This window comes from uncultured Proteiniphilum sp. (assembly GCF_937873925.1).
Classification (GTDB): Bacteria; Bacteroidota; Bacteroidia; order Bacteroidales; family Dysgonomonadaceae; genus Proteiniphilum.
Genome location: NZ_CALNAT010000241.1, coordinates 1 through 17,740, shown reverse-complemented (window position 1 = coordinate 17,740; position 17,740 = coordinate 1). Strand labels below are relative to the sequence as shown.

At 42.3% G+C, this 17,740-nt stretch carries 17 protein-coding genes; 2 read left to right on the top strand and 15 right to left on the bottom strand.

The window, feature by feature from the left end; all coding sequences use genetic code 11:
• Positions 1-6: 6 nt before the first annotated feature.
• The 14 genes from Q0502_RS16980 to Q0502_RS16915 all read right to left on the bottom strand — a co-directional run bounded on the left by Q0502_RS16980 (position 7) and on the right by Q0502_RS16915 (position 14,548).
• A complete protein-coding gene (locus tag Q0502_RS16980) occupies positions 7-1,131 on the bottom strand; it encodes a glycosyltransferase family 4 protein (protein ID WP_298653440.1) in 1,125 nt (374 codons plus the stop codon).
• Positions 1,132-1,146: 15 nt separating this feature from the next.
• Positions 1,147-2,013: a glycosyltransferase family 2 protein gene (locus Q0502_RS16975; RefSeq protein ID WP_298653437.1), complete on the bottom strand. Its 867-nt coding sequence runs from the start codon at positions 2,011-2,013 to the stop codon at positions 1,147-1,149.
• A complete protein-coding gene (locus Q0502_RS16970; RefSeq protein ID WP_298653434.1) occupies positions 1,961-3,331 on the bottom strand; it encodes a hypothetical protein in 1,371 nt (456 codons plus the stop codon). The genes Q0502_RS16975 and Q0502_RS16970 overlap by 53 nt, the downstream gene beginning before the upstream one ends.
• A 3-nt stretch (positions 3,332-3,334) precedes the next feature.
• On the bottom strand, positions 3,335-4,444 hold the full coding sequence (locus Q0502_RS16965) for a glycosyltransferase family 4 protein (RefSeq protein ID WP_298653431.1): 1,110 nt from the start codon (positions 4,442-4,444) through the stop codon (positions 3,335-3,337).
• Complete coding sequence (locus tag Q0502_RS16960) at positions 4,419-5,723, bottom strand: glycosyltransferase (protein WP_298653429.1); 1,305 nt, start codon at positions 5,721-5,723, stop codon at positions 4,419-4,421. Before Q0502_RS16960 ends, Q0502_RS16965 begins: the two co-directional genes overlap by 26 nt.
• Positions 5,724-5,740: 17 nt before the next feature.
• Complete coding sequence (locus tag Q0502_RS16955; RefSeq protein WP_298653426.1) at positions 5,741-6,655, bottom strand: glycosyltransferase; 915 nt, start codon at positions 6,653-6,655, stop codon at positions 5,741-5,743.
• 6 nt (positions 6,656-6,661) lie between these two features.
• Entirely contained in the window at positions 6,662-8,152 is a 1,491-nt protein-coding gene (locus Q0502_RS16950) for an O-antigen translocase (RefSeq protein WP_298653424.1), read from the bottom strand.
• A gap of 23 nt (positions 8,153-8,175) precedes the next feature.
• On the bottom strand, positions 8,176-9,282 hold the full coding sequence (locus tag Q0502_RS16945; protein ID WP_298653421.1) for a DegT/DnrJ/EryC1/StrS family aminotransferase: 1,107 nt from the start codon (positions 9,280-9,282) through the stop codon (positions 8,176-8,178).
• A 27-nt stretch (positions 9,283-9,309) separates the two neighbouring features.
• Positions 9,310-9,849, bottom strand: a complete 540-nt coding sequence (locus Q0502_RS16940) for an acyltransferase (RefSeq protein WP_298653419.1) — start codon at positions 9,847-9,849, stop codon at positions 9,310-9,312.
• On the bottom strand, positions 9,830-10,258 hold the full coding sequence (locus Q0502_RS16935) for an FdtA/QdtA family cupin domain-containing protein (RefSeq protein ID WP_298653417.1): 429 nt from the start codon (positions 10,256-10,258) through the stop codon (positions 9,830-9,832). The genes Q0502_RS16940 and Q0502_RS16935 overlap by 20 nt, the downstream gene beginning before the upstream one ends.
• Positions 10,255-10,692 (bottom strand): FdtA/QdtA family cupin domain-containing protein, encoded by a 438-nt coding sequence (locus Q0502_RS16930; protein ID WP_298653479.1) that lies wholly within the window; start codon positions 10,690-10,692, stop codon positions 10,255-10,257. The genes Q0502_RS16935 and Q0502_RS16930 overlap by 4 nt, the downstream gene beginning before the upstream one ends.
• A 108-nt stretch (positions 10,693-10,800) precedes the next feature.
• Positions 10,801-13,170 carry a tyrosine-protein kinase gene (locus tag Q0502_RS16925; RefSeq protein WP_298653414.1) on the bottom strand — a complete coding sequence of 790 codons (2,370 nt, stop codon included), beginning with the start codon at positions 13,168-13,170 and terminating at the stop codon, positions 10,801-10,803.
• 19 nt (positions 13,171-13,189) lie between these two features.
• Positions 13,190-13,981 carry a polysaccharide biosynthesis/export family protein gene (locus tag Q0502_RS16920; protein ID WP_298653412.1) on the bottom strand — a complete coding sequence of 264 codons (792 nt, stop codon included), beginning with the start codon at positions 13,979-13,981 and terminating at the stop codon, positions 13,190-13,192.
• Positions 13,982-14,407: 426 nt separating this feature from the next.
• A complete protein-coding gene (locus Q0502_RS16915) occupies positions 14,408-14,548 on the bottom strand; it encodes a hypothetical protein (protein ID WP_298653410.1) in 141 nt (46 codons plus the stop codon).
• Positions 14,549-14,593: 45 nt separating this feature from the next.
• On the opposite strand from Q0502_RS16915, the gene Q0502_RS16910 reads away from it, so the two are divergent.
• Both Q0502_RS16910 and Q0502_RS16905 read left to right on the top strand, forming a co-directional pair.
• A complete protein-coding gene (locus tag Q0502_RS16910) occupies positions 14,594-15,958 on the top strand; it encodes a right-handed parallel beta-helix repeat-containing protein (RefSeq protein WP_298653408.1) in 1,365 nt (454 codons plus the stop codon).
• Positions 15,959-16,070: 112 nt separating this feature from the next.
• The gene (locus Q0502_RS16905; protein ID WP_298653406.1) at positions 16,071-16,526 is read left to right on the top strand and encodes a lipid-binding protein; all 456 of its coding nucleotides are present in this window, start codon (positions 16,071-16,073) and stop codon (positions 16,524-16,526) included.
• Position 16,527: 1 nt separating this feature from the next.
• On the opposite strand, the gene Q0502_RS16900 is transcribed toward Q0502_RS16905, so the two are convergent.
• On the bottom strand, positions 16,528-17,331 hold the full coding sequence (locus Q0502_RS16900) for a hypothetical protein (RefSeq protein ID WP_298653403.1): 804 nt from the start codon (positions 17,329-17,331) through the stop codon (positions 16,528-16,530).
• Positions 17,332-17,740 lie beyond the last annotated feature (409 nt).

Genomic DNA, 17,740 nt, shown 5'->3' with positions numbered 1-17,740 from the left:
TAGAATTCATATCATCTTATTGTATAATGTATTATATGATTGAATCATTTTATTTCGAGAGAATCTCGTACTCACAAAATCAAATGCTATTTTCTGTAGTTCCCCCCTGCCATACATGCGGTTTTTTATATTTTCAAAAATGGCATATAATTCCTCCTTCTTATCGAGCCGGAACTTCAGCGGCCAATTTTCCGGCAGCGTCTCGTCGAGACCGGGAGCATGAGAGGCAATCACCGGAACTCCTGCCAAAGAAGCTTCCACAGATATCAATCCCAATCCTTCGAAATGCGATGGCATCAGGAGATAATCAAACGCATGAAACATACTGGAGACATTGGGAATGGGATCATACAAGAACACGTCTTCCCTCTGTTGCGAAAGTTGCAGCAATTGTTTTTTATAAGTTCCGTCTCCGATAAGATGAAACAGAAACAGATACGGATATAAACGACCCATCTCCGTGATGACCGGAATAAGCGTTTCCATCCCTTTATAATCTTCAAAACGACCGCAAAAAGCGATATTGATCTTTTCTTTATCAATCTTAAATGGATGCTGACGCTGTTGTGGAACAGCACAACCGTTGTAAATGATCTGCCTGTCCGGGGAGACCGGTAACCCATATTTTTTCCTTAGCTGTTCGTATGCATTCATCGCGTAGGAGGAAACGGCAATAACAGGTTCATTCGTATAGGGCGACTCGGTAATTCTACCCAGCTTATGATGCGTGCGCCACAGTTGGGTATTATGTATGGTACGGACAACTCGCGGAAAAGGAAGGTGAAAAAACCTGAAAGTTCGCATGGCAACCGATAAAACAAAATCAGGGAGGTCGGTATGCGAGTGAATAACACGAGGTTTCTCCTTTAGAATGAGGAAAATCAGCCGCAGGGGACCAAGCATTAAGCTACTTCGTTTCAAACCCTTATGCAAAGTAATAATCCGGATATTCTTATTTTCCAGTTCTCTCCTTTTGGTATCGGCATAACTGTTTTTTGTTCGGTACAACTCTACCACGGCAATTTCCGTAGGATCGGGTAAGTTATAGCCACCATACTCAGCCAGATTAAAAGCGACAATCTCTGCTCCCCCTAACTGGACAGACGAAATAAGTTGAAATATTTTGCTCATAATAAGTTTTTTCCATTAATTTTTAAACCTATTCCAGATAAAGGGAAAGAATATCTTCATCCACAACATGATGAGTGAGTAGGGAAGATAAAACGGAAAATGCTTTCTTATATAATACATATACTCGCTGTACGCAAGGCCTTTGGGGCTTTTCATCCAGGCAATCCTCTCCTTTATAGGCATGTCATTGCTTTTCCAGTTTTTTCCGTGGTCGTGGTTGCATACTCCGCAAACATCAGGAGCCAGCCATACCGGAATGTTATTTCTTACTGCCTGTCGAGAATAGTCGTAATCAGCAATTCCATGCGTATACCGTTCTTCGAAAATACCGATTTTATCCACCACGCAACGACTGATCCACAGCACATTTGCATTTGCAAAGTCGCATCGTTGGGGGTAAGATGTGGGAACCAGCTTCTGCGTGGTTAATATGAAATGGTTCTGTTTAATAAGTGCCCCTCCATAAGTTACTTGTCCGGTAATTCCGTCTACAGTGCCGCCGGAATATATTCCCTGCCTGCCTGTTTCCACCAAAGAATGTGCATCTGCTTTTAACAGATTCAAAATAAAATTCTGGTGCAGTATTACATCGTCGTTAATCAACAGATAGACATCATACGGTTTTTCCTTTATAGCCGTCTTCCAGGCAAGGCGCATGCCCCCCGCCCAGAACAAACTGCCATTACCGTGTATTATTTTTACCTGCGGGAACAGTTCTTTTACTGCTTCATCAGTCCCGTCGGTCGATCCGTCGTCCGTCAGGAAGGTATCCACCGTGTATTGTGGCGGAATTATAGCCCGGTAAAGCGAGGCGAGGCAGGCAATCGTCTTATTTTTCCTGTTGTGGCACGTTAACAAAACTGCTATATTCCGTTTTTGCATATTTATTCTTTTTAGATAGATATTGCTGAAAGCGCACATACCGCACGTCGAACATACCACGCACCCAGATCGTTACATCTTTATTGGACATATTCCTGAATGATTCTGAAAAGCACAACCCAATTATGACCATCAACATGAAATAGTTGAGTGTAAAATTATTTATGTCTTCTATCCATGAATAGAGCCAGCGGAATGCCAGATAGATACCCAACATTTTTGCATAAATATTCCTGGACCTGTTGACAGCCAGATATGACGCCCTGAAAAAGATCAGCATATAAAGTATTACCCCCACTATGCCTGTCCAGGTAAATACATTGGCCAATCCGATCTCGTTTGACAAACGTTCATATCTATATTTTCCCGTCAATTCCGCCACTAATAATCCGAACGTATAAGAATCGTTACCCCGCGCAGGGGTACGCCCCAACAGCCAGTAATCGTTATTGATAGCCGACACCAACACTTCCTCATACAGGAAAGTTCTGGTATCTGCAATTATGCTCTGTTCAACACGGTTGCCTTGAATATCGGCGCCAGCGGCAGTGTAATCGCCTTTTATATACTCGTCCATATTAAAGACATTGAATACTCCGGTAACTCCCAAGGTGAAAAATATCAGTGGAGCCACAAATAACGTAAGGCGTGCCACTTCCATTATCTTAACGGGAATATTTCTTCTGAAGTAATACAATAACAGGATAAAGAAAGGAACACCGAATTTTATCACATTACTCCGCGCCCCCATATCGGCTACGATAACTATGACCGTACTAAACAACAAAATCATTTTTTGCCGTTTGGTGAGCGCCGGGAAAAACAATATCAGAAAACTGACCGGTATCAGGTAAAATCCGAAAGCATCGGTTCTGATGATCAACGCAAACACCAGAAATAACGGCAAAACATATTTTACAAAAAACGAAAGTAACGACTGTACTACCAATTTGTTGGTCGCAGAAAATATCACAATCGGTAACATCAGCGCCATTGCATTGCTTATCAATCCTCTCCAGTCCCAATATATTTCAGCCTCGAACATGCCTCTTATTATGCACACTCCGTTCCACAATAAGTAAATCCAGACGATGAGCATATTCTCCTCATTCTTTTTATCGAAAAAATAATATCTGGACAGGAAAAACACCCCCAGAATCAAAAATGAAATCCCCCACCATAGTGCTGTATTATTGAAAGAAGAAAGCAGCGGAACCCCCGACTTCACATAAGGCAGCACAGAGTAAATCGTCATTAACAGGATCGTAACAGGGATCACATGACTTATTATCTGTTTATTCACATTAACCTTGTTCATTTTTTATTGAATATAAAGATTAAGTATCTCCGGCACATTTTTTTTCATATGATAAGTATTATCGACCAGTTTCCTGGCGTTTGCAGAGAGCCATTCCGACATTTCGGGGTCGGAGTGAAGTTCGATTACTTTTTCAGCCAATATTTTATGGTCTTCGGGAATAAGACAACTATTTTCACCGGTCTTATTGAAGTCGCGTAAACCCACTACGTTATAAAGAATGGCAGGAATACCGCACGCCATCGCTTCTATGGTTGTAATGGATATACCTTCGAATTTACTCGTCATAAGATAGATATCGGATACCACAAGAAATTTCCTGACATCAGTTTGGTTACCATAAAACCTGACATGTGTATTTACCCCCAGTTCCGCGGCTAACTCCTTTTCTTCCGTCTCCGTATGTCCCTCTCCCAGATGCAGGTATATTACGGAAGGGATCTCCTTTATAATATAGGGCAGCGCCTTTATAATTTCGGAGTGCCGTTTGATCTCACTGCAACCACCTATAGAAATCAATACCACTGCATTTTCCGGGATATCCAACTCCTCTCTGATGCGTTTTTTCTCGCCGTCATGCGGTGGAGAAAACCTATTGGCGCCATACCAGTTATATACTTTCTTTGTTCTATTATGGTAATAAGTCAGCTCATGTTCATACACCGAGTCACTGATGCTTTGGAACCTGCATCCGAGGATATTTTTGGCCGACCATCGCTGTAATACATGATAGAGATAACTATAATAATGAGAAGGGAAAACATTATGAAAAGTATATACCGATCGTTTCCCGGCTGCCCATGCACAGAACGCAAAGGCCCACATAAAGGCGTTGACATGGATATGAACGACATCGAAATTGGCTCTTTTCAAAAAATGAATGAACCGCCTGTAATATCTCATACGCGTCCATACATTCCAATTCCTGGGATACGGAGTGTGTATCACTTCGTAGCCGGCCTGCCTGAAATGCGGGGCATATTCGCCAAGGTTTGAAGCCGTAGCCATCACGGTAAGTTCGCATCCTTTATTCAAAAAAAGAGGCGCTGCATCCACGTACATTATCTCGGCTCCCGAGAATTTAAGCTCATAGAGTATATGTAGTATTTTCATGATGTTGTTCAATTATATGGGAATATATTGTTAAGTATTGCTGCGTTGTCTGCTCTACATTATGACGTCGGTGCGCTATATTTTGAGCTTCACGGCTAATTTTCATCGCTAATGTATCCTCAGAAAAAATCCGTTTTATCTGATAAGCTAAAAAAGCGGAATCTCCCGAAGGGAACAGAAGTGAGCTCTCGTTGTCTTTTACAATAGAGGATACTCCTCCTACCGAAGAGGCCACCGAGGGAACTCCCATCATCATACTCTCACCCAATGCGTTGGGACTATTTTCAATAAAAGAGGGAAGGACAAAGACGTGTGCTTTGCCGTATTCAAGAGCCATCTCTTTTGCCGATAATCGTTTTTTGAATAGGATATTATCTTCCAAATTCAATTTTTTAATTTCGCTTTTCAAATAATTGGCATAATCTTCAGCTACTAAATAATCTCTTAAATGAGAGGACTTTGTATCGATTGTGGCTAACGGCGCCACAACTTTTATATCGGGATACTCCTGTTTAAGCATGGCTGCTGCTTTCAACAAAACATGAAAACCTTTTATCGGGTATGCCGCCGAGGAGACAAATATCCGGTGGCGCTCACATCTGTCGATTGCCCATCTCTGCGTATAAAATTCAGCACGCAACAATTCTTCTCCATGAAAATAGGCTGCTCCCGGGTTCAACGACATCAACTGGGCTTTATCCCAGGTTGTACGACCTATAAAATAGTTATTTATACGATAGATCTCCCGTTCTATCAGGCTGTAATGCTCCCATTTTTTCAAAGTAAAGTTTACTCCTCCCCGTCCCAACCTGTTTTTAAAAGATCGGTATTTTTCTATATCAATAGCGGCGACGCTGAGTTTTAAACTGTCGTAATAAGGCAAAATAATTCCCTGTATAGAACATACAATGGGAGTTCTTGCGTCTACATATTTTCGCAGAAGCCCGAAATTTTTCTCCGTGCCGTGTACATGGATTATATCCGGCTTAAAATCGTTTATAGCCCAAAGGTATCCTGAGACCTGTTCTTCACTCATATCCTTGGTATTCCCATTCTTCTTCATAGGAATGGAATAGTAGGTAATACCGTCTATCTCTTTCTTCTGAGACTCTCCGTTGACAACCGGTGTAACCGACCCTAATTTCACTCCTGGCTGCTCCTTCATGCTATAAAATAACGGGGCAATCCAGGATCCTCCTTTCGTAGGATTTCCTTTCACATAAGGAAGGAAACACTCAAACAGATCATGTGTTATCCAGAGAATACGCATAGTGTTCATTTAGTCTTTTTCAATTATCAGTATGACCTAATTCCGATTAATCTCATATACCAATAGTAGAGGCTCAGCTTCCGCAATAAGGAATCTCCTTTACGTCCGTTAATCCCTTTATATTTGAACCGTAGCCAATTTTCGTAATAGACCGATAAGTCAAAGGGATTGAGGAGGCTTAGATGACAGCTCCGGTATTTCCGGAAAACCAGGAGAGCCTCTTTCTCCCTGAACGAGTTCATCGTCGGACTTCGGGAAGTGGCATTTGCATGCACCCTATACGCTACCGTAGGCTTCTTCATATAATGCAACTTGAATCCTTTTTCCATTGCCCTGATTACCATTGTCATATCTTCATAGATCCTGAAATCTTCGTCGCAATAGCCCACTTTTTCCATGACTTCTTTCCTGCAGAAAAAAGTTGGCGTATTCAAAAAGGCCGGCCATCGGACGTAGGTTTTCATTTGCTTTTTTGCAGAAGGCAGACCGGCGAAAAAGTTCAATCCTTCATTGACCACCTTATCCCTTATCAATACACCGTTTTCGTCGATTTCCAGTACGTCCGAAGCAATAAAAGAAGCGCCGGAACGCCGGGCATACGCAAGATTGTCTGCAATACAACCAGCCATGAGCACATCGTCTCCGGCGATCGTTTTGATCCACTCTCCGCTCGACGCCCATAAACCCCTATTGCAGTTGGACGGAATACCGGTATTCTGCGCTACGGTTATTAATCTGGTCACCAAAAAGCGATCCTTATTTTCCCTTAACCACTCCGAACAGATCTGAACAGTTTGATCAGTGGAACAATCGTCGCTCACGATCAACTCTATATTCCTCCAGGTCTGTGCTTTTACGCTTTCCAATGTCTCAGTCACATATCTTGCACCATTATAGGTGATCACGATCACCGAGACCAATGGGGTATCTATTACACTCATAAACAATTATTTCCTTTTAATTTTTTGTATAACATTTTGAATGAGTTCCTTTATACCGATTCTCTGTTCCAATTCTCTAAATGAATACCACGAGGAGACGGCGATAAGGAGTACCCCTGGCAAATAAGCATAAGGCTGTTTTACCACAGTCATCACAACAAAACAGAGTAGCGCCAACAGGAACTGAACCAGAAAAATGACCGTGAAAGAGGAATGGAACGAAAAATGATATTTCACTTTTGCAATTACGAATACCTGTATGAGATAGACGAGGTAGGAGAGCAGGAACGAGAATCCCAAACCCGTCAATCCACCCCAGTGATACCCCAGCATACTGAAGAGCAAGGTATAGCAGCTCCCGATGAATTCATTCCAGAAGAACAGCTTACCGGCGCCTTTCGCCAAAAACACAAATGCGATGGCCCAACTCACGGCTTTGAAAAAAATGCCCAGGGATGCCCAGTAGATCATGCCTGTGATCACTAAAAACCGGGAAGAATATAACAACACTACTGCCCAATTCACAAAAACCAGAAAGAATATAAGAATAGGAGCCAGAATGAGCAACGCTATCTCCGATTGCTGGTTGATATTTTCCCTGCATTGCTGGTTGTCCGCGGCCACGACGGAGAGACGTGGATAGTAATCGGTTCCCATCGCAGTGAAGATCATTCCCACGTAAGTGTTGATAATAGTAAACCCGGCAGTATAAAAACCCACGTCGTCCACGCTGCCCGTACGATTGATAAATATGCGAAGCAGATAAGCCGCAATCAGCGTTATTAATCCGCTCAGGCTGATCATAAATCCCATCACCATCATGCTTTTTCCTTCGTTAATAAGTGTGGACCGGGAGACCGTCATCTTTTCCATTTTGATCTTCCGTCCGAAATACCACGAGAAAAACAGTGTGATAAATGCGGTGATAATAATGACCGGCACAATTCCCCGGATACCGAACTTATAATAGAGAGGAATAGAAATGACCAATCCCGCCAAGCTACCATATACATTGGCTTTTGCCAAATGTTGCAACCGTCGTAACGCTTGTAACAGTACCAATTCACCAGTACTCAACTGATTGAATATCAATGTAATGGAAATCCACACAAAAGCGAATGTATATTCTTTATTTCCGAATGTAAACTCACTGAGCCAGGGAGAAAACAACAGTGTTACCACTGTGCCCAACAATCCTGTAATCCATACCAGACGCCGTAAAACAGAGATAACCTTGGAAATGCGGTCCTTATCACCGGTGGCATTGGCTTCGGAGATATTTTTGACGGCACTCGTGCCGAGTCCGAAATTGGTAAGTCCGCTCACCAGACCGGTAGTAGCGGTAAGCAGTCCGACAATCCCCATACCGGCCGGCCCCAGCAGTATCGCCACGAATTTAGAGCGCACCACCGAGATCAGTATCTGGAAAAACTGCACTCCACCAAAAAGGGAAGTCGCTTTCATGATCTGCCGGTATGAATTTTTCTGTTCCGTCATCTTGTCTATTTATCCTGAGTAACTTAAGAGAGAGTATTTATGATATTTACAACGGTTTCGGCTTCTTTATCCGTAATCACCTGGCTAATCGGCAGGCTTATCACCTCCCGGTGTATTTGCTCGGTAACAGGGAAATGAAGGTGATTCCACCCTTCGTATGCCTTTTGCTTATGAGGCGGAACCGGATAGTGAATCAGGGCCTGGACTCCTTTGTCGTTCAAAAGTCGCAGTAATTCATCACGTCTCACTGAACGAATGACAAACAGGTGAAATACATGTGCTTCCCAATCATTTACCACCGGCAAAACAACCTCAGGATTCGTGATATGTTCCAGATAGTATCGAGCGATCTCTTTTCGGCGTTGGTTATCCTCATCCAACCGTACAAGCTTCACATTCAATATGGCCGCCTGTAGCTCATCAAGCCGGCTATTATAGCCCCGGTATTCAAAAACGTACTTCATACTCGAACCATAATTGGCCAGAGTCCTGACTTTTTCGGCCAATAACCTGTCACTGGTAGTAATGGCGCCACCGTCACCAAGGGCTCCGAGATTCTTTCCGGGATAAAAGCTGTGTCCGGCGGCATCGCCCAGGGAGCCGGTTGTTCGACCGTTCAATCTGCACCCGGATGCCTGTGCATTGTCTTCGATCAATTTTAACCGGTATTTTTTACACAACTCACTCACTTTGTCGGTATACGCGCATTGTCCGTACAGGTGTACTATCATGATCCCTTTCGTTTTGGGAGTAATAGCAGATTCAATTTTCGTATCATCGATCTGATAAGTTTCAATATCGGGTTCAACCAACACGGGTACCAACCGGTTATCTGTAATGGCGATGATGGAAGCAATAAATGTATTGGCGGGAACGATAATTTCATCACCTTCATTCATGACGCCCATCTCAATATAAGCACGTAAGATGATTCGCAAGGCATCCAAACCATTGGCAACCCCTATACAATACTGGGTACCGATATATTGGGCATACTTTTTTTCGAATACGCCGGTCTCTTCACCCAGAAGATACCACCCCGAATCTATTACGCGTAGAGCAGCCTGGTGAATTTCAGCGGAGTATTTCCGGGTTATCTTTTGCAAATCAAGAAATTTTATCGGTTTCATATCATTATTTGATTTTTTACTCTATATTTACTCGTTTGTTCCCTCTGTTTCTACAATATAGCGTACCCCGTTTTTATCCTTCTTTTCCATATTTAATAAAATACCCTCTTCGGTAATATAACCGTGTTGGGTGGCAGGATTGCCGTAAAATAAGGCATAGGGAGGAATATCACCGGTAACCACACTCCCGGCGCCAATAAAGGAATACTCCCCTATTACCACTCCCGGAAGTATAGTTGAATTGGCACCAATAGATGCCCCGTTTTTTACCACAGTGTTTTTAAGATTGGCCACTACGTATGCTTTCGATCTCGGGATCAACTCGTTGGTAAAAGTGACATTCGGCCCGATGAAAACATTGTCTTCCACGGAAATCCCATTCCATAGTTGAACTCCGCTCTTAATGGTTACATTATCACCCACAATCACATCATCTTCAATGAAAACATGGGCACATATATTGCAATTTCGACCGATCTGCGCTCCAGACAAGACAACGCAGAATTGCCAGATATTGGTGTCATCACCAATATTTTTACTTTGTACGTCAGATAATGGGTGAATCATTTTTATATTCTTTGAATTCATTGTAATCTCTTATATAGTCTGCGGCGGAATATTCTGTCGATGCCAATACAAGACAGACAGAACCCGAAGAGAAATTATCCAGTTCTCTCCAGATACCGGGTACAATCAACAGGCCTCTGTATGGCCGGTTGATTGTGAAGGTCCTTTTTAACTCGCCGTCATCTACCGTAACGTCGAAACTGCCGCTGGCCGCCACGATAAATTGTTGCAGTTCCTTGTGCGCATGCCCCCCTCTGGATTCACCGCCGGGTACATCATAGAGGTAATAAACACGCTTAACATCAAAAGGAATGGTCTTACCGTTTTCCACTACACTGATGTTCCCCTTTTCGTTATGGTGCTTGTCTATTTCCAGCATTGAACAATCATAAATATTTGTCTTCTTCATACGATTTTTTTATTATTTATACTGCCCGTTTCCTTGATCAATTCTTTAAAAAGCGCATAATCATAAATATAATCTGCAGGGTCAAATTTGATAGATGCCAACACGAGAGCCAAAGCATTGGTAGAAAAATTCTCCATTTGGCGCCATATTCCTTCAGGTACGTATAAGCCGTAATATGAGCGGTTCAGGGAATATGTTTTTCGCTCTCTCCCATTATCCAGTATCACATCAAAACTACCGGACAGCGCCACGATAAATTCCTGGTTTTGCCTGTATGCATGACCACCCCGCACCTCTCCGCCCGGGACATCGTAGATCCAGTAGGTACGGTTGATTTTAAATGGAGTGTTCCTGAGCTCTTCGATGACGGAAAGATTTCCCCTTCTGTCGAAATTCTTGGGAAGTTGAACTATATTCGCACCATTGAGTTCCATTTTGCTGCTCATTATTAACATGTTAAACATTATTTTTTATTTCTCAAACAAACGGAATCAGGTAATTTTACTTAAAAAGAACGGCCGGGGTTTCCTGTCTGCGTATTATTAATATCCGTATCCGTATCTCTTATAGAAGCCATACCGATATTTCGCCCCGTTCAAATTGACGGAATTAAGTATAAAGTACATCTTCTTGAGTTTATTCTCATGAAAATACCTGTCGGCATCCTCTATGTATTTTTTCGGTGTGAATCCGGCACGGGTAACGTACAGGTTCACATCTGCGATACGGTTCAATAAAAAGCCGTCGGAAACCATCCCTATCGGCGCCGTATCCACAATGATAAAATCGTATTCACTTCTTAAATCATTTATAAGTTCGTCCAGTACCGGTTTTGCCAATAACTCGTTCGGGTTCGGCGGAATCGATCCGGCAGTAATCACGGATAAATTAGGATGGATCCCCGATGGTTTTACCAGTTCTTGCTTATCAAGATAGCCGGACAGGTAGAGTGTGATTCCCTGTTTATTGTCCAAACTCAGTTGTTTGGCCAGTTTGGGTTTCCTGATGTCCAGTTCGACCAACAAGACTTTTTTGTCAAGCAGTGCGAGGCTCATTGCCAGGTTGAGGGATACGAACGATTTCCCTTCCCCACTGATGCTGGACAGCATGTTGATCACTTTTTTGTCTTTGCTGTCGATAACAAACAGAAGGTTGGCGCGCAAAAGCCTCAGCATTTCATTAAAACTGTCGTGATTGTCCTCTTTCAGCGCAACGGCCTGCGTCTGAGTGGTACGGGGAATTTCTCCCAGCAACGGGATCGATGAGATTTCCTCCAATTCCTCCTTGCTTTCTACCTGATAACGAATCAGATCTCTTATTGTAATCCCTATTATAGGCAGTATCAAAGCGAGGCCAAAAAATATGAGTAGGATAAGCCTATTTTTCGGCCATACTATTCCCCTCACACGAATGTTGTCGACGAATTTGGAATTGGGTACCACTACTGTCATGTTCATGTAGCGCTCCTCTTTCTTCTGGAGCAGATAGAGGAATAACTCTTCCTTGATATTCTGTTGGCGTGTAATATCGGAGAAAGCCCGTTCCTGTTGGGGTATTGCCCTGATCCTTGCATTATTGCGCGAATACTCCGTGTTAATATCCCGCTGCTGGATATCGAGGTTGTTCTTTTCGTTTTGTAAACCCGAAACCACGGAGTGGAAAGTAGATTCCAGTTGATTATTCAGGTCGATCATTGATTGATTGCTGCTGGAGGCAATCCGTGCCAGCCTGTTTCGTTCCAGCACCAAATCGTTGTACGTGGTGATCTGGGAAATCAATACAGGACTCTGGATGCCGGAGTTAGCCGGGATAAGCTGGCTGTGCCCGCTCTTCTGCTGTACAAAAGTTAACAGGCTAGATACAATGGCATATTGCGACTCGACATCCATTTTCCTCTGGCCCACGCTTGCCAGTTGTGAATTGTACAGATCTGCCTGCGAAGCAATATTGGTCAGTCCCCTCGATTGTTTGAAATCCTGCGCCTGATCTTCTACATTGCTCAATTCATTACTCAAATTAGAAAGATGGTTGTCAATGATCTTCGATGTTCTGTCGGCCAGTTCCATCTGATCTCTTACCCCACGCTCGTTGTACGACTCGATGTACTCCTTCAGGAAATCCCTCCCCAGTTGCATGTTAGATGCAATCAACGTGATGTCCGCCACCGAAGAATTTTTTGAAGTTAATTCTATCTCCAACGAATTCAAAAATCCGTTAGCCACATTCAGCGGATGCTGAATCATCACCTTGATCCACATTTCTTCTTTCGGTCTTACCTTGCCTTTCGAAAGCCGGAGTTCACCAAAGGGTAACTCCACCAGGGTGTCGTTCGGAGCAACCTTCACCTGGTATTTGTCGCCTTTAAACTTTCCGGCAAACAGGTAACTGCCATCGGGATAAGCCAACAGGTCGAATGTTACATTCTTTGCCAAGGTGTTTAGTTTATCTTCCGGCATTCTGACCATGACGGGTAATTCATCGCCGTACAGAACGGCAATACTCCGCTTAGGGAAGTCTGGAAGTAATTTATCCAAACCGGGAATCAAAGGTTTCATTTCAATGTAAGAAGCATGCAGGTTGAGTTCCCTGACTACGCTCTCTGCAATCAATGACTTTTTCAGTATCTCGACCTCATTATCCACATTGTTCCTTCTGGTGATTACTCCCATTTCCTGAAAGATATTCATCTCTGCAGTCCCGCCTTTCTGATCATCTCTGAACAGGATCGAAGTGGTAATCTCGTATTTCGGCAACGTAAAATAGATATAAACTACGGAAAAGGCAAGACACAGGATAATGGACAGTAAAAACCATTTCCAATAAGACAAATATTTCATCAGGATGGCCATCACGTCGATTTTCTTCTCTGACAGCGCGATAAATTCTTCTTCGACCTCCGAATACTTGTTCATAATTTTTATTTTGTAAGGTTTATCGCGACATTGCAAAAATGGTAACTCCCAGTGTGGCCAAAGATATCAATACCGATATAGTGGAAATCCGATAATTCTCTGCTGCCCCATATTTGGAAGAGTTGGCCCTCGTCTGATTAGGCTCTACATATACCACATCATTCTGTTCTAAGAAAAAGGCAGGGGAGTCGAACAGTTTTTTATCGTTGAGATTCAACGTATAGATAATCTTTTCCCCATTTTCATTTTCCCGCAGTATTTTCACATTGTCGCGACGGCCATATATGGTAAGATCCCCGGCCATAGCCAATCCTTCAAAGATGGTCATCCGGCCGTTGGTTGTTACAAACGTCCCCGGCCTGAGCACTTCACCCAGCACATTCACGGAATAATTCATGATCCTGACGGTAATCACCGGCATCTCTTCTGTAAAGAAAGGTTTCAGCTGTTTTTCTATAGCCTTCTCCAACTCTTTGACACTCAATCCCTTTACCTTCAACACACCCAAAGAAGGGAAATTAATATTTCCATCATTGTCCACCAGATAGGTTTGTAACGAAGGCTGAGACTGAATAGAAGTCAATCTCTCATCAACTTGCGGCGCGATGAGATTGTATCTCCTCGATGCGGCAGGCTCGCTGCTCACTACAGTAATGGAGAGGATATCTTTGGGTTTGATCCGGGCATCATATGTTGTACTATTCAGTACGGTCTGCCCCTGCTCGGTTTGCTGGAAATAGGAGATATCTTTCACTTGCACACATGAAGCGGTAACGCAAGTAAGCGCCAGCAGATAAATAATTTTTCTCATTTTTTTGAATTTTCTTTTCAGGTAATTACACAATACCGTCATACTGCAGTAGAAAAAGGACAGTAATTATGCAAAAACCGTAAACTGTGATTTTTATTTTTTATTGGCAATGACAAAATTTCATTCTGTGCACCGCTAATATTCTTAACTAAATTAGTTAAGTACCGCAAATATATATTGAAGATGAATCATTTGCATCAAAAATATCCTTACATAACATTACAGAACCGGAACATTATTTTACAGGAACAGGTGTGGCACTTGATTCTAGCGCTTTTTATTTTCACAATTATTATATATAATGAAATTTTTCCGTTAATTGGACCTAATTCTTTTTAATTTAGGAAAATACTCACCTATTTCCCTGCTTTTTAACATGATATAAGAAGATAAAGACGTACATTTGCAGTGCAATCAAACAACAAGCTACATTGAACAGGTTGCTTTCGGTGGAAGTAACCCTATAGGAAAATCAAGCATGCTCTCTCCCGACAGGCCATCGGGGAAATCGTAATAAGAGTTTCCGCTGAATGTAACCGGATCAATTTGGCTTATATTTTTAAACACACTATTTTATTCAAACACACTATTTAATTGAAAAGGAGAAAAAAGATGAAACGAAACTACATCATCATTCTGGGTGTGGTATTATTGTGCTTCCCTTTCCATATATCTTATGGGCAGGGTGCCAGGTATACCGGATCGTACACCAAGTCTGCCGCGATTCAGCACGTAGGCAAATCCAATTTCGTAATTGAAGGATTGGAGATCACGAACGGTGACCAATCCCTTATAGTATTGTATAACTGTGAGAATGTGATTATCAGGAACAATAAGTTGAGCGGTGCTTCGATAAAACGAGCTATCTCTTTGGATAACTGTAAAAATATCACCATTGTGGACAACACATTTGAAAATATACAATCGGGATTGGTAGCACATAAGTCACAAAGTATCAAATTTGAATACAACGATATGACGAATGTCGTGGGGCCGGAAGGAGGAGGAACGATCGGCAAAATGGCTCAATTTGATAAAGTTTCCGGTACCGGAAATAGTATCAGCTACAATGTATGTGAAAACTTCCCTGGCAAGAGTTCACCCGATGACATTATCAACCTGTATCAATCGCATGGAACGGCGCAAAGCCCCATCGTAGTGAAAGGAAACTGGCTCCGGGGAGGTGGCCCTTCTCCGTCCGGCGGGGGGATAATATTAGGCGACTTTGGAGGTTCATACCAGATAGCCGAAGACAATATTGTTGTTAATGCAGGTCAATATGGAATAAGCATCGCCGGCGGAAACAATATGACAATCAGGAATAACAAAATATATGGAAGCCGCCAATCTTTCACCAACATAGGTTTATATGCCGCCAATTGGAGTGAAAGTTTGGGAAAATCCTCTAATATAACAGTAGCCAACAACACCGTTAACTACACGAACAAAGACGGAGTTGTGAACAACTGGTGGTTTGCCGGAAATGTGGAGCCGGTCATTGGTAAAGAGACAAACGTATATGACCGGTCTTTATCCGCTTCCATCCTTCCGGATAAGATCATCGGAAGGGCGCGGTCATCCTCCACACCCGGTAATGAGACGCCCGGCGGTGGATCGACCCCCCTACCCGAAGAGAATAAGCCGACCGAGCCCGAACCAACTCCCGAAGAACAACAACCCGGGAATACAGATGAAAATGAAGAGTCGGACGAGCCAGGTACATCATTGCCCGAAATAAAGAACGATCCCTCGATCTTGATCTATCTGGACAAGTACAACCGGGTTTGCGTGAACAACTGGGGACGTTTGGAATCATCGGCAACGGTCACTGCTGCCAACGGAGCCGGAGAGGTTATTTACAGCCAGAGCCTCACCCGTTTTCATACCGTGCTGCCCACCAGGCCCGTTCCGGGCAATTATACCATCCTTGTAAGGAATGGCAATAAAGCACACTTGAAAACGCTGTATATCCGCTGATTCAGATAACTATACTATTTTCAATCGCAGGCCATGGCATGATGGAAGAATGCTTCTTCCTGCCCTTTTGGCCAATACACATACTTATTTATAACACTACACTATTACAGTAATGAAAAAAAATATATATTTACTGGGATTGATCATCCTGGGTGTGTTTGCATCGTGTGAACGCGAAACAGAAAGCAAAGAATTGACCGATACTGCCAATTCAGTTAAGATTACAGGCCAATGGGAAGTCACGGCTTACAATGATTCGACCACCATATTTGGTCCTTTCAAGGTGATCACCCTGAAAGACACCTCTGCCGGAAATGACTCGATTACCATTCAAGATTCGGAAGTGAAATTCTGGAAATTCCAGGTAAAAGCGGCTGCAGACGAAAAAAACGGCACCTTCGAAACAAAATTATCTACCTGTGAAATCAGCGAGGAAGGTATCGGAATAAAAATATCGAACGGAAAAATATTGAATTCCGACAGTATCTACTTCGAAATACAGTTCGAGGACGATGAAACTCCTTACGGGAAGATATATCAATTAAAAGGGCATCGTATAAACGGATAAATTAGCTTTTTGCTTCTGTGGCAACATGCTGATTTTGCTCTTTCTGGTTTACCAGTTCTTTGAGCGTATCCACTAATTGCTTCTTGTTAAGTATATCCAGTTTCTTGTTGATACGGTGGATTGTTACGAACACCGCATCCAGGGTCCTGTTGGTGATTGATGCAATATCCTTGCTGTCCATATCGTTTACAAGCAATCCGCAAAGGATGACTTCACGATGGGACAGCGAGGGATATGCTTTCTGGATAATACGTAATTCCCTTTCATAATAGACCAGGTCGTCTAACGTGAGCTGCTGATTCTCTTCTCTGAAATATTTTTTCATTATGCTCTCATGCATAATCTTACCCGTTCGGTTCAAATAGGGTTTTAGTTTCGCTATTTCCTCTTTTACAGAATAGAGGGATGAGATCGAAGCTACCGAATATTTTTCCGATGCCCTTGAGAAATGGACAATACAAATTTTTCCTAACGACGAATTTGTAATACGGCTCAGGGAATAGTTCATTATTTCATGCTTACCATTGAAAAGAATGACATGCATTTTCTGATCACTGAGAATGTCCTGGTTTATTTTTCTTAATACATCGCTCAAATAAGGATTGATCCTTTTCCAGGTCGTCAGGTCGAATACTTCTCCCTCCCTCATTCCAAGAGTTTTATAAGCGCGCCGGTTCAATATAACCTCTTCTTTCGACTGGATATAAACAGCCGTAGGATAAGGAATTTCATTAATATCGACTACAATTCTTTCATCGGATTGACATATTTTATCAATCCCGAGTTCATACTTTTGGGTTCGCATTTTAACTGTGACTTTTAATATTTGTCACAAATATATAACACATGGTCGATATTTAGATACAAATTTATTAATAATAAACTTACAAAATATTACAAAATTTAATATATAAGTGGTAAATATGTGATTAAAAGAAGTTTAGATGCATTTCTTTTTTTTCTTTCCCCCTCCCTATTTATCATCAACATTTTCTATCCGTTTGTCTTTTTTACATACTATTCTCTATCCAAAAATGGTCCCTATACACAGTTTTCATACGATTATTTTATTTTTTTTCTTTTCGGTGTAGGGAACCTTTGATATGTAAAATAATTATTCCCTTCGGGTGTTGAATGATTATTTTAAACATGTCGGTTTCATAGGATGTTCGTATTTTTATTAAAGTATACGGAACTATTTGTGTTGAACCCTA

Coding starts and splice junctions, on each gene's coding strand:
- Q0502_RS16980 (WP_298653440.1), bottom strand. CDS start 1,131: ATGAGCAAAATATTTCAACTTATTTCGTCTGTCCAGTTAGGGGGAGCA.
- Q0502_RS16975 (WP_298653437.1), bottom strand. CDS start 2,013: ATGCAAAAACGGAATATAGCAGTTTTGTTAACGTGCCACAACAGGAAA.
- Q0502_RS16970 (WP_298653434.1), bottom strand. CDS start 3,331: ATGAACAAGGTTAATGTGAATAAACAGATAATAAGTCATGTGATCCCT.
- Q0502_RS16965 (WP_298653431.1), bottom strand. CDS start 4,444: ATGAAAATACTACATATACTCTATGAGCTTAAATTCTCGGGAGCCGAG.
- Q0502_RS16960 (WP_298653429.1), bottom strand. CDS start 5,723: ATGAACACTATGCGTATTCTCTGGATAACACATGATCTGTTTGAGTGT.
- Q0502_RS16955 (WP_298653426.1), bottom strand. CDS start 6,655: ATGAGTGTAATAGATACCCCATTGGTCTCGGTGATCGTGATCACCTAT.
- Q0502_RS16950 (WP_298653424.1), bottom strand. CDS start 8,152: ATGACGGAACAGAAAAATTCATACCGGCAGATCATGAAAGCGACTTCC.
- Q0502_RS16945 (WP_298653421.1), bottom strand. CDS start 9,282: ATGAAACCGATAAAATTTCTTGATTTGCAAAAGATAACCCGGAAATAC.
- Q0502_RS16940 (WP_298653419.1), bottom strand. CDS start 9,849: ATGATTCACCCATTATCTGACGTACAAAGTAAAAATATTGGTGATGAC.
- Q0502_RS16935 (WP_298653417.1), bottom strand. CDS start 10,258: ATGAAGAAGACAAATATTTATGATTGTTCAATGCTGGAAATAGACAAG.
- Q0502_RS16930 (WP_298653479.1), bottom strand. CDS start 10,692: ATGGAACTCAATGGTGCGAATATAGTTCAACTTCCCAAGAATTTCGAC.
- Q0502_RS16925 (WP_298653414.1), bottom strand. CDS start 13,170: ATGAACAAGTATTCGGAGGTCGAAGAAGAATTTATCGCGCTGTCAGAG.
- Q0502_RS16920 (WP_298653412.1), bottom strand. CDS start 13,981: ATGAGAAAAATTATTTATCTGCTGGCGCTTACTTGCGTTACCGCTTCA.
- Q0502_RS16910 (WP_298653408.1), top strand. CDS start 14,594: ATGAAACGAAACTACATCATCATTCTGGGTGTGGTATTATTGTGCTTC.
- Q0502_RS16905 (WP_298653406.1), top strand. CDS start 16,071: ATGAAAAAAAATATATATTTACTGGGATTGATCATCCTGGGTGTGTTT.
- Q0502_RS16900 (WP_298653403.1), bottom strand. CDS start 17,331: ATGCGAACCCAAAAGTATGAACTCGGGATTGATAAAATATGTCAATCC.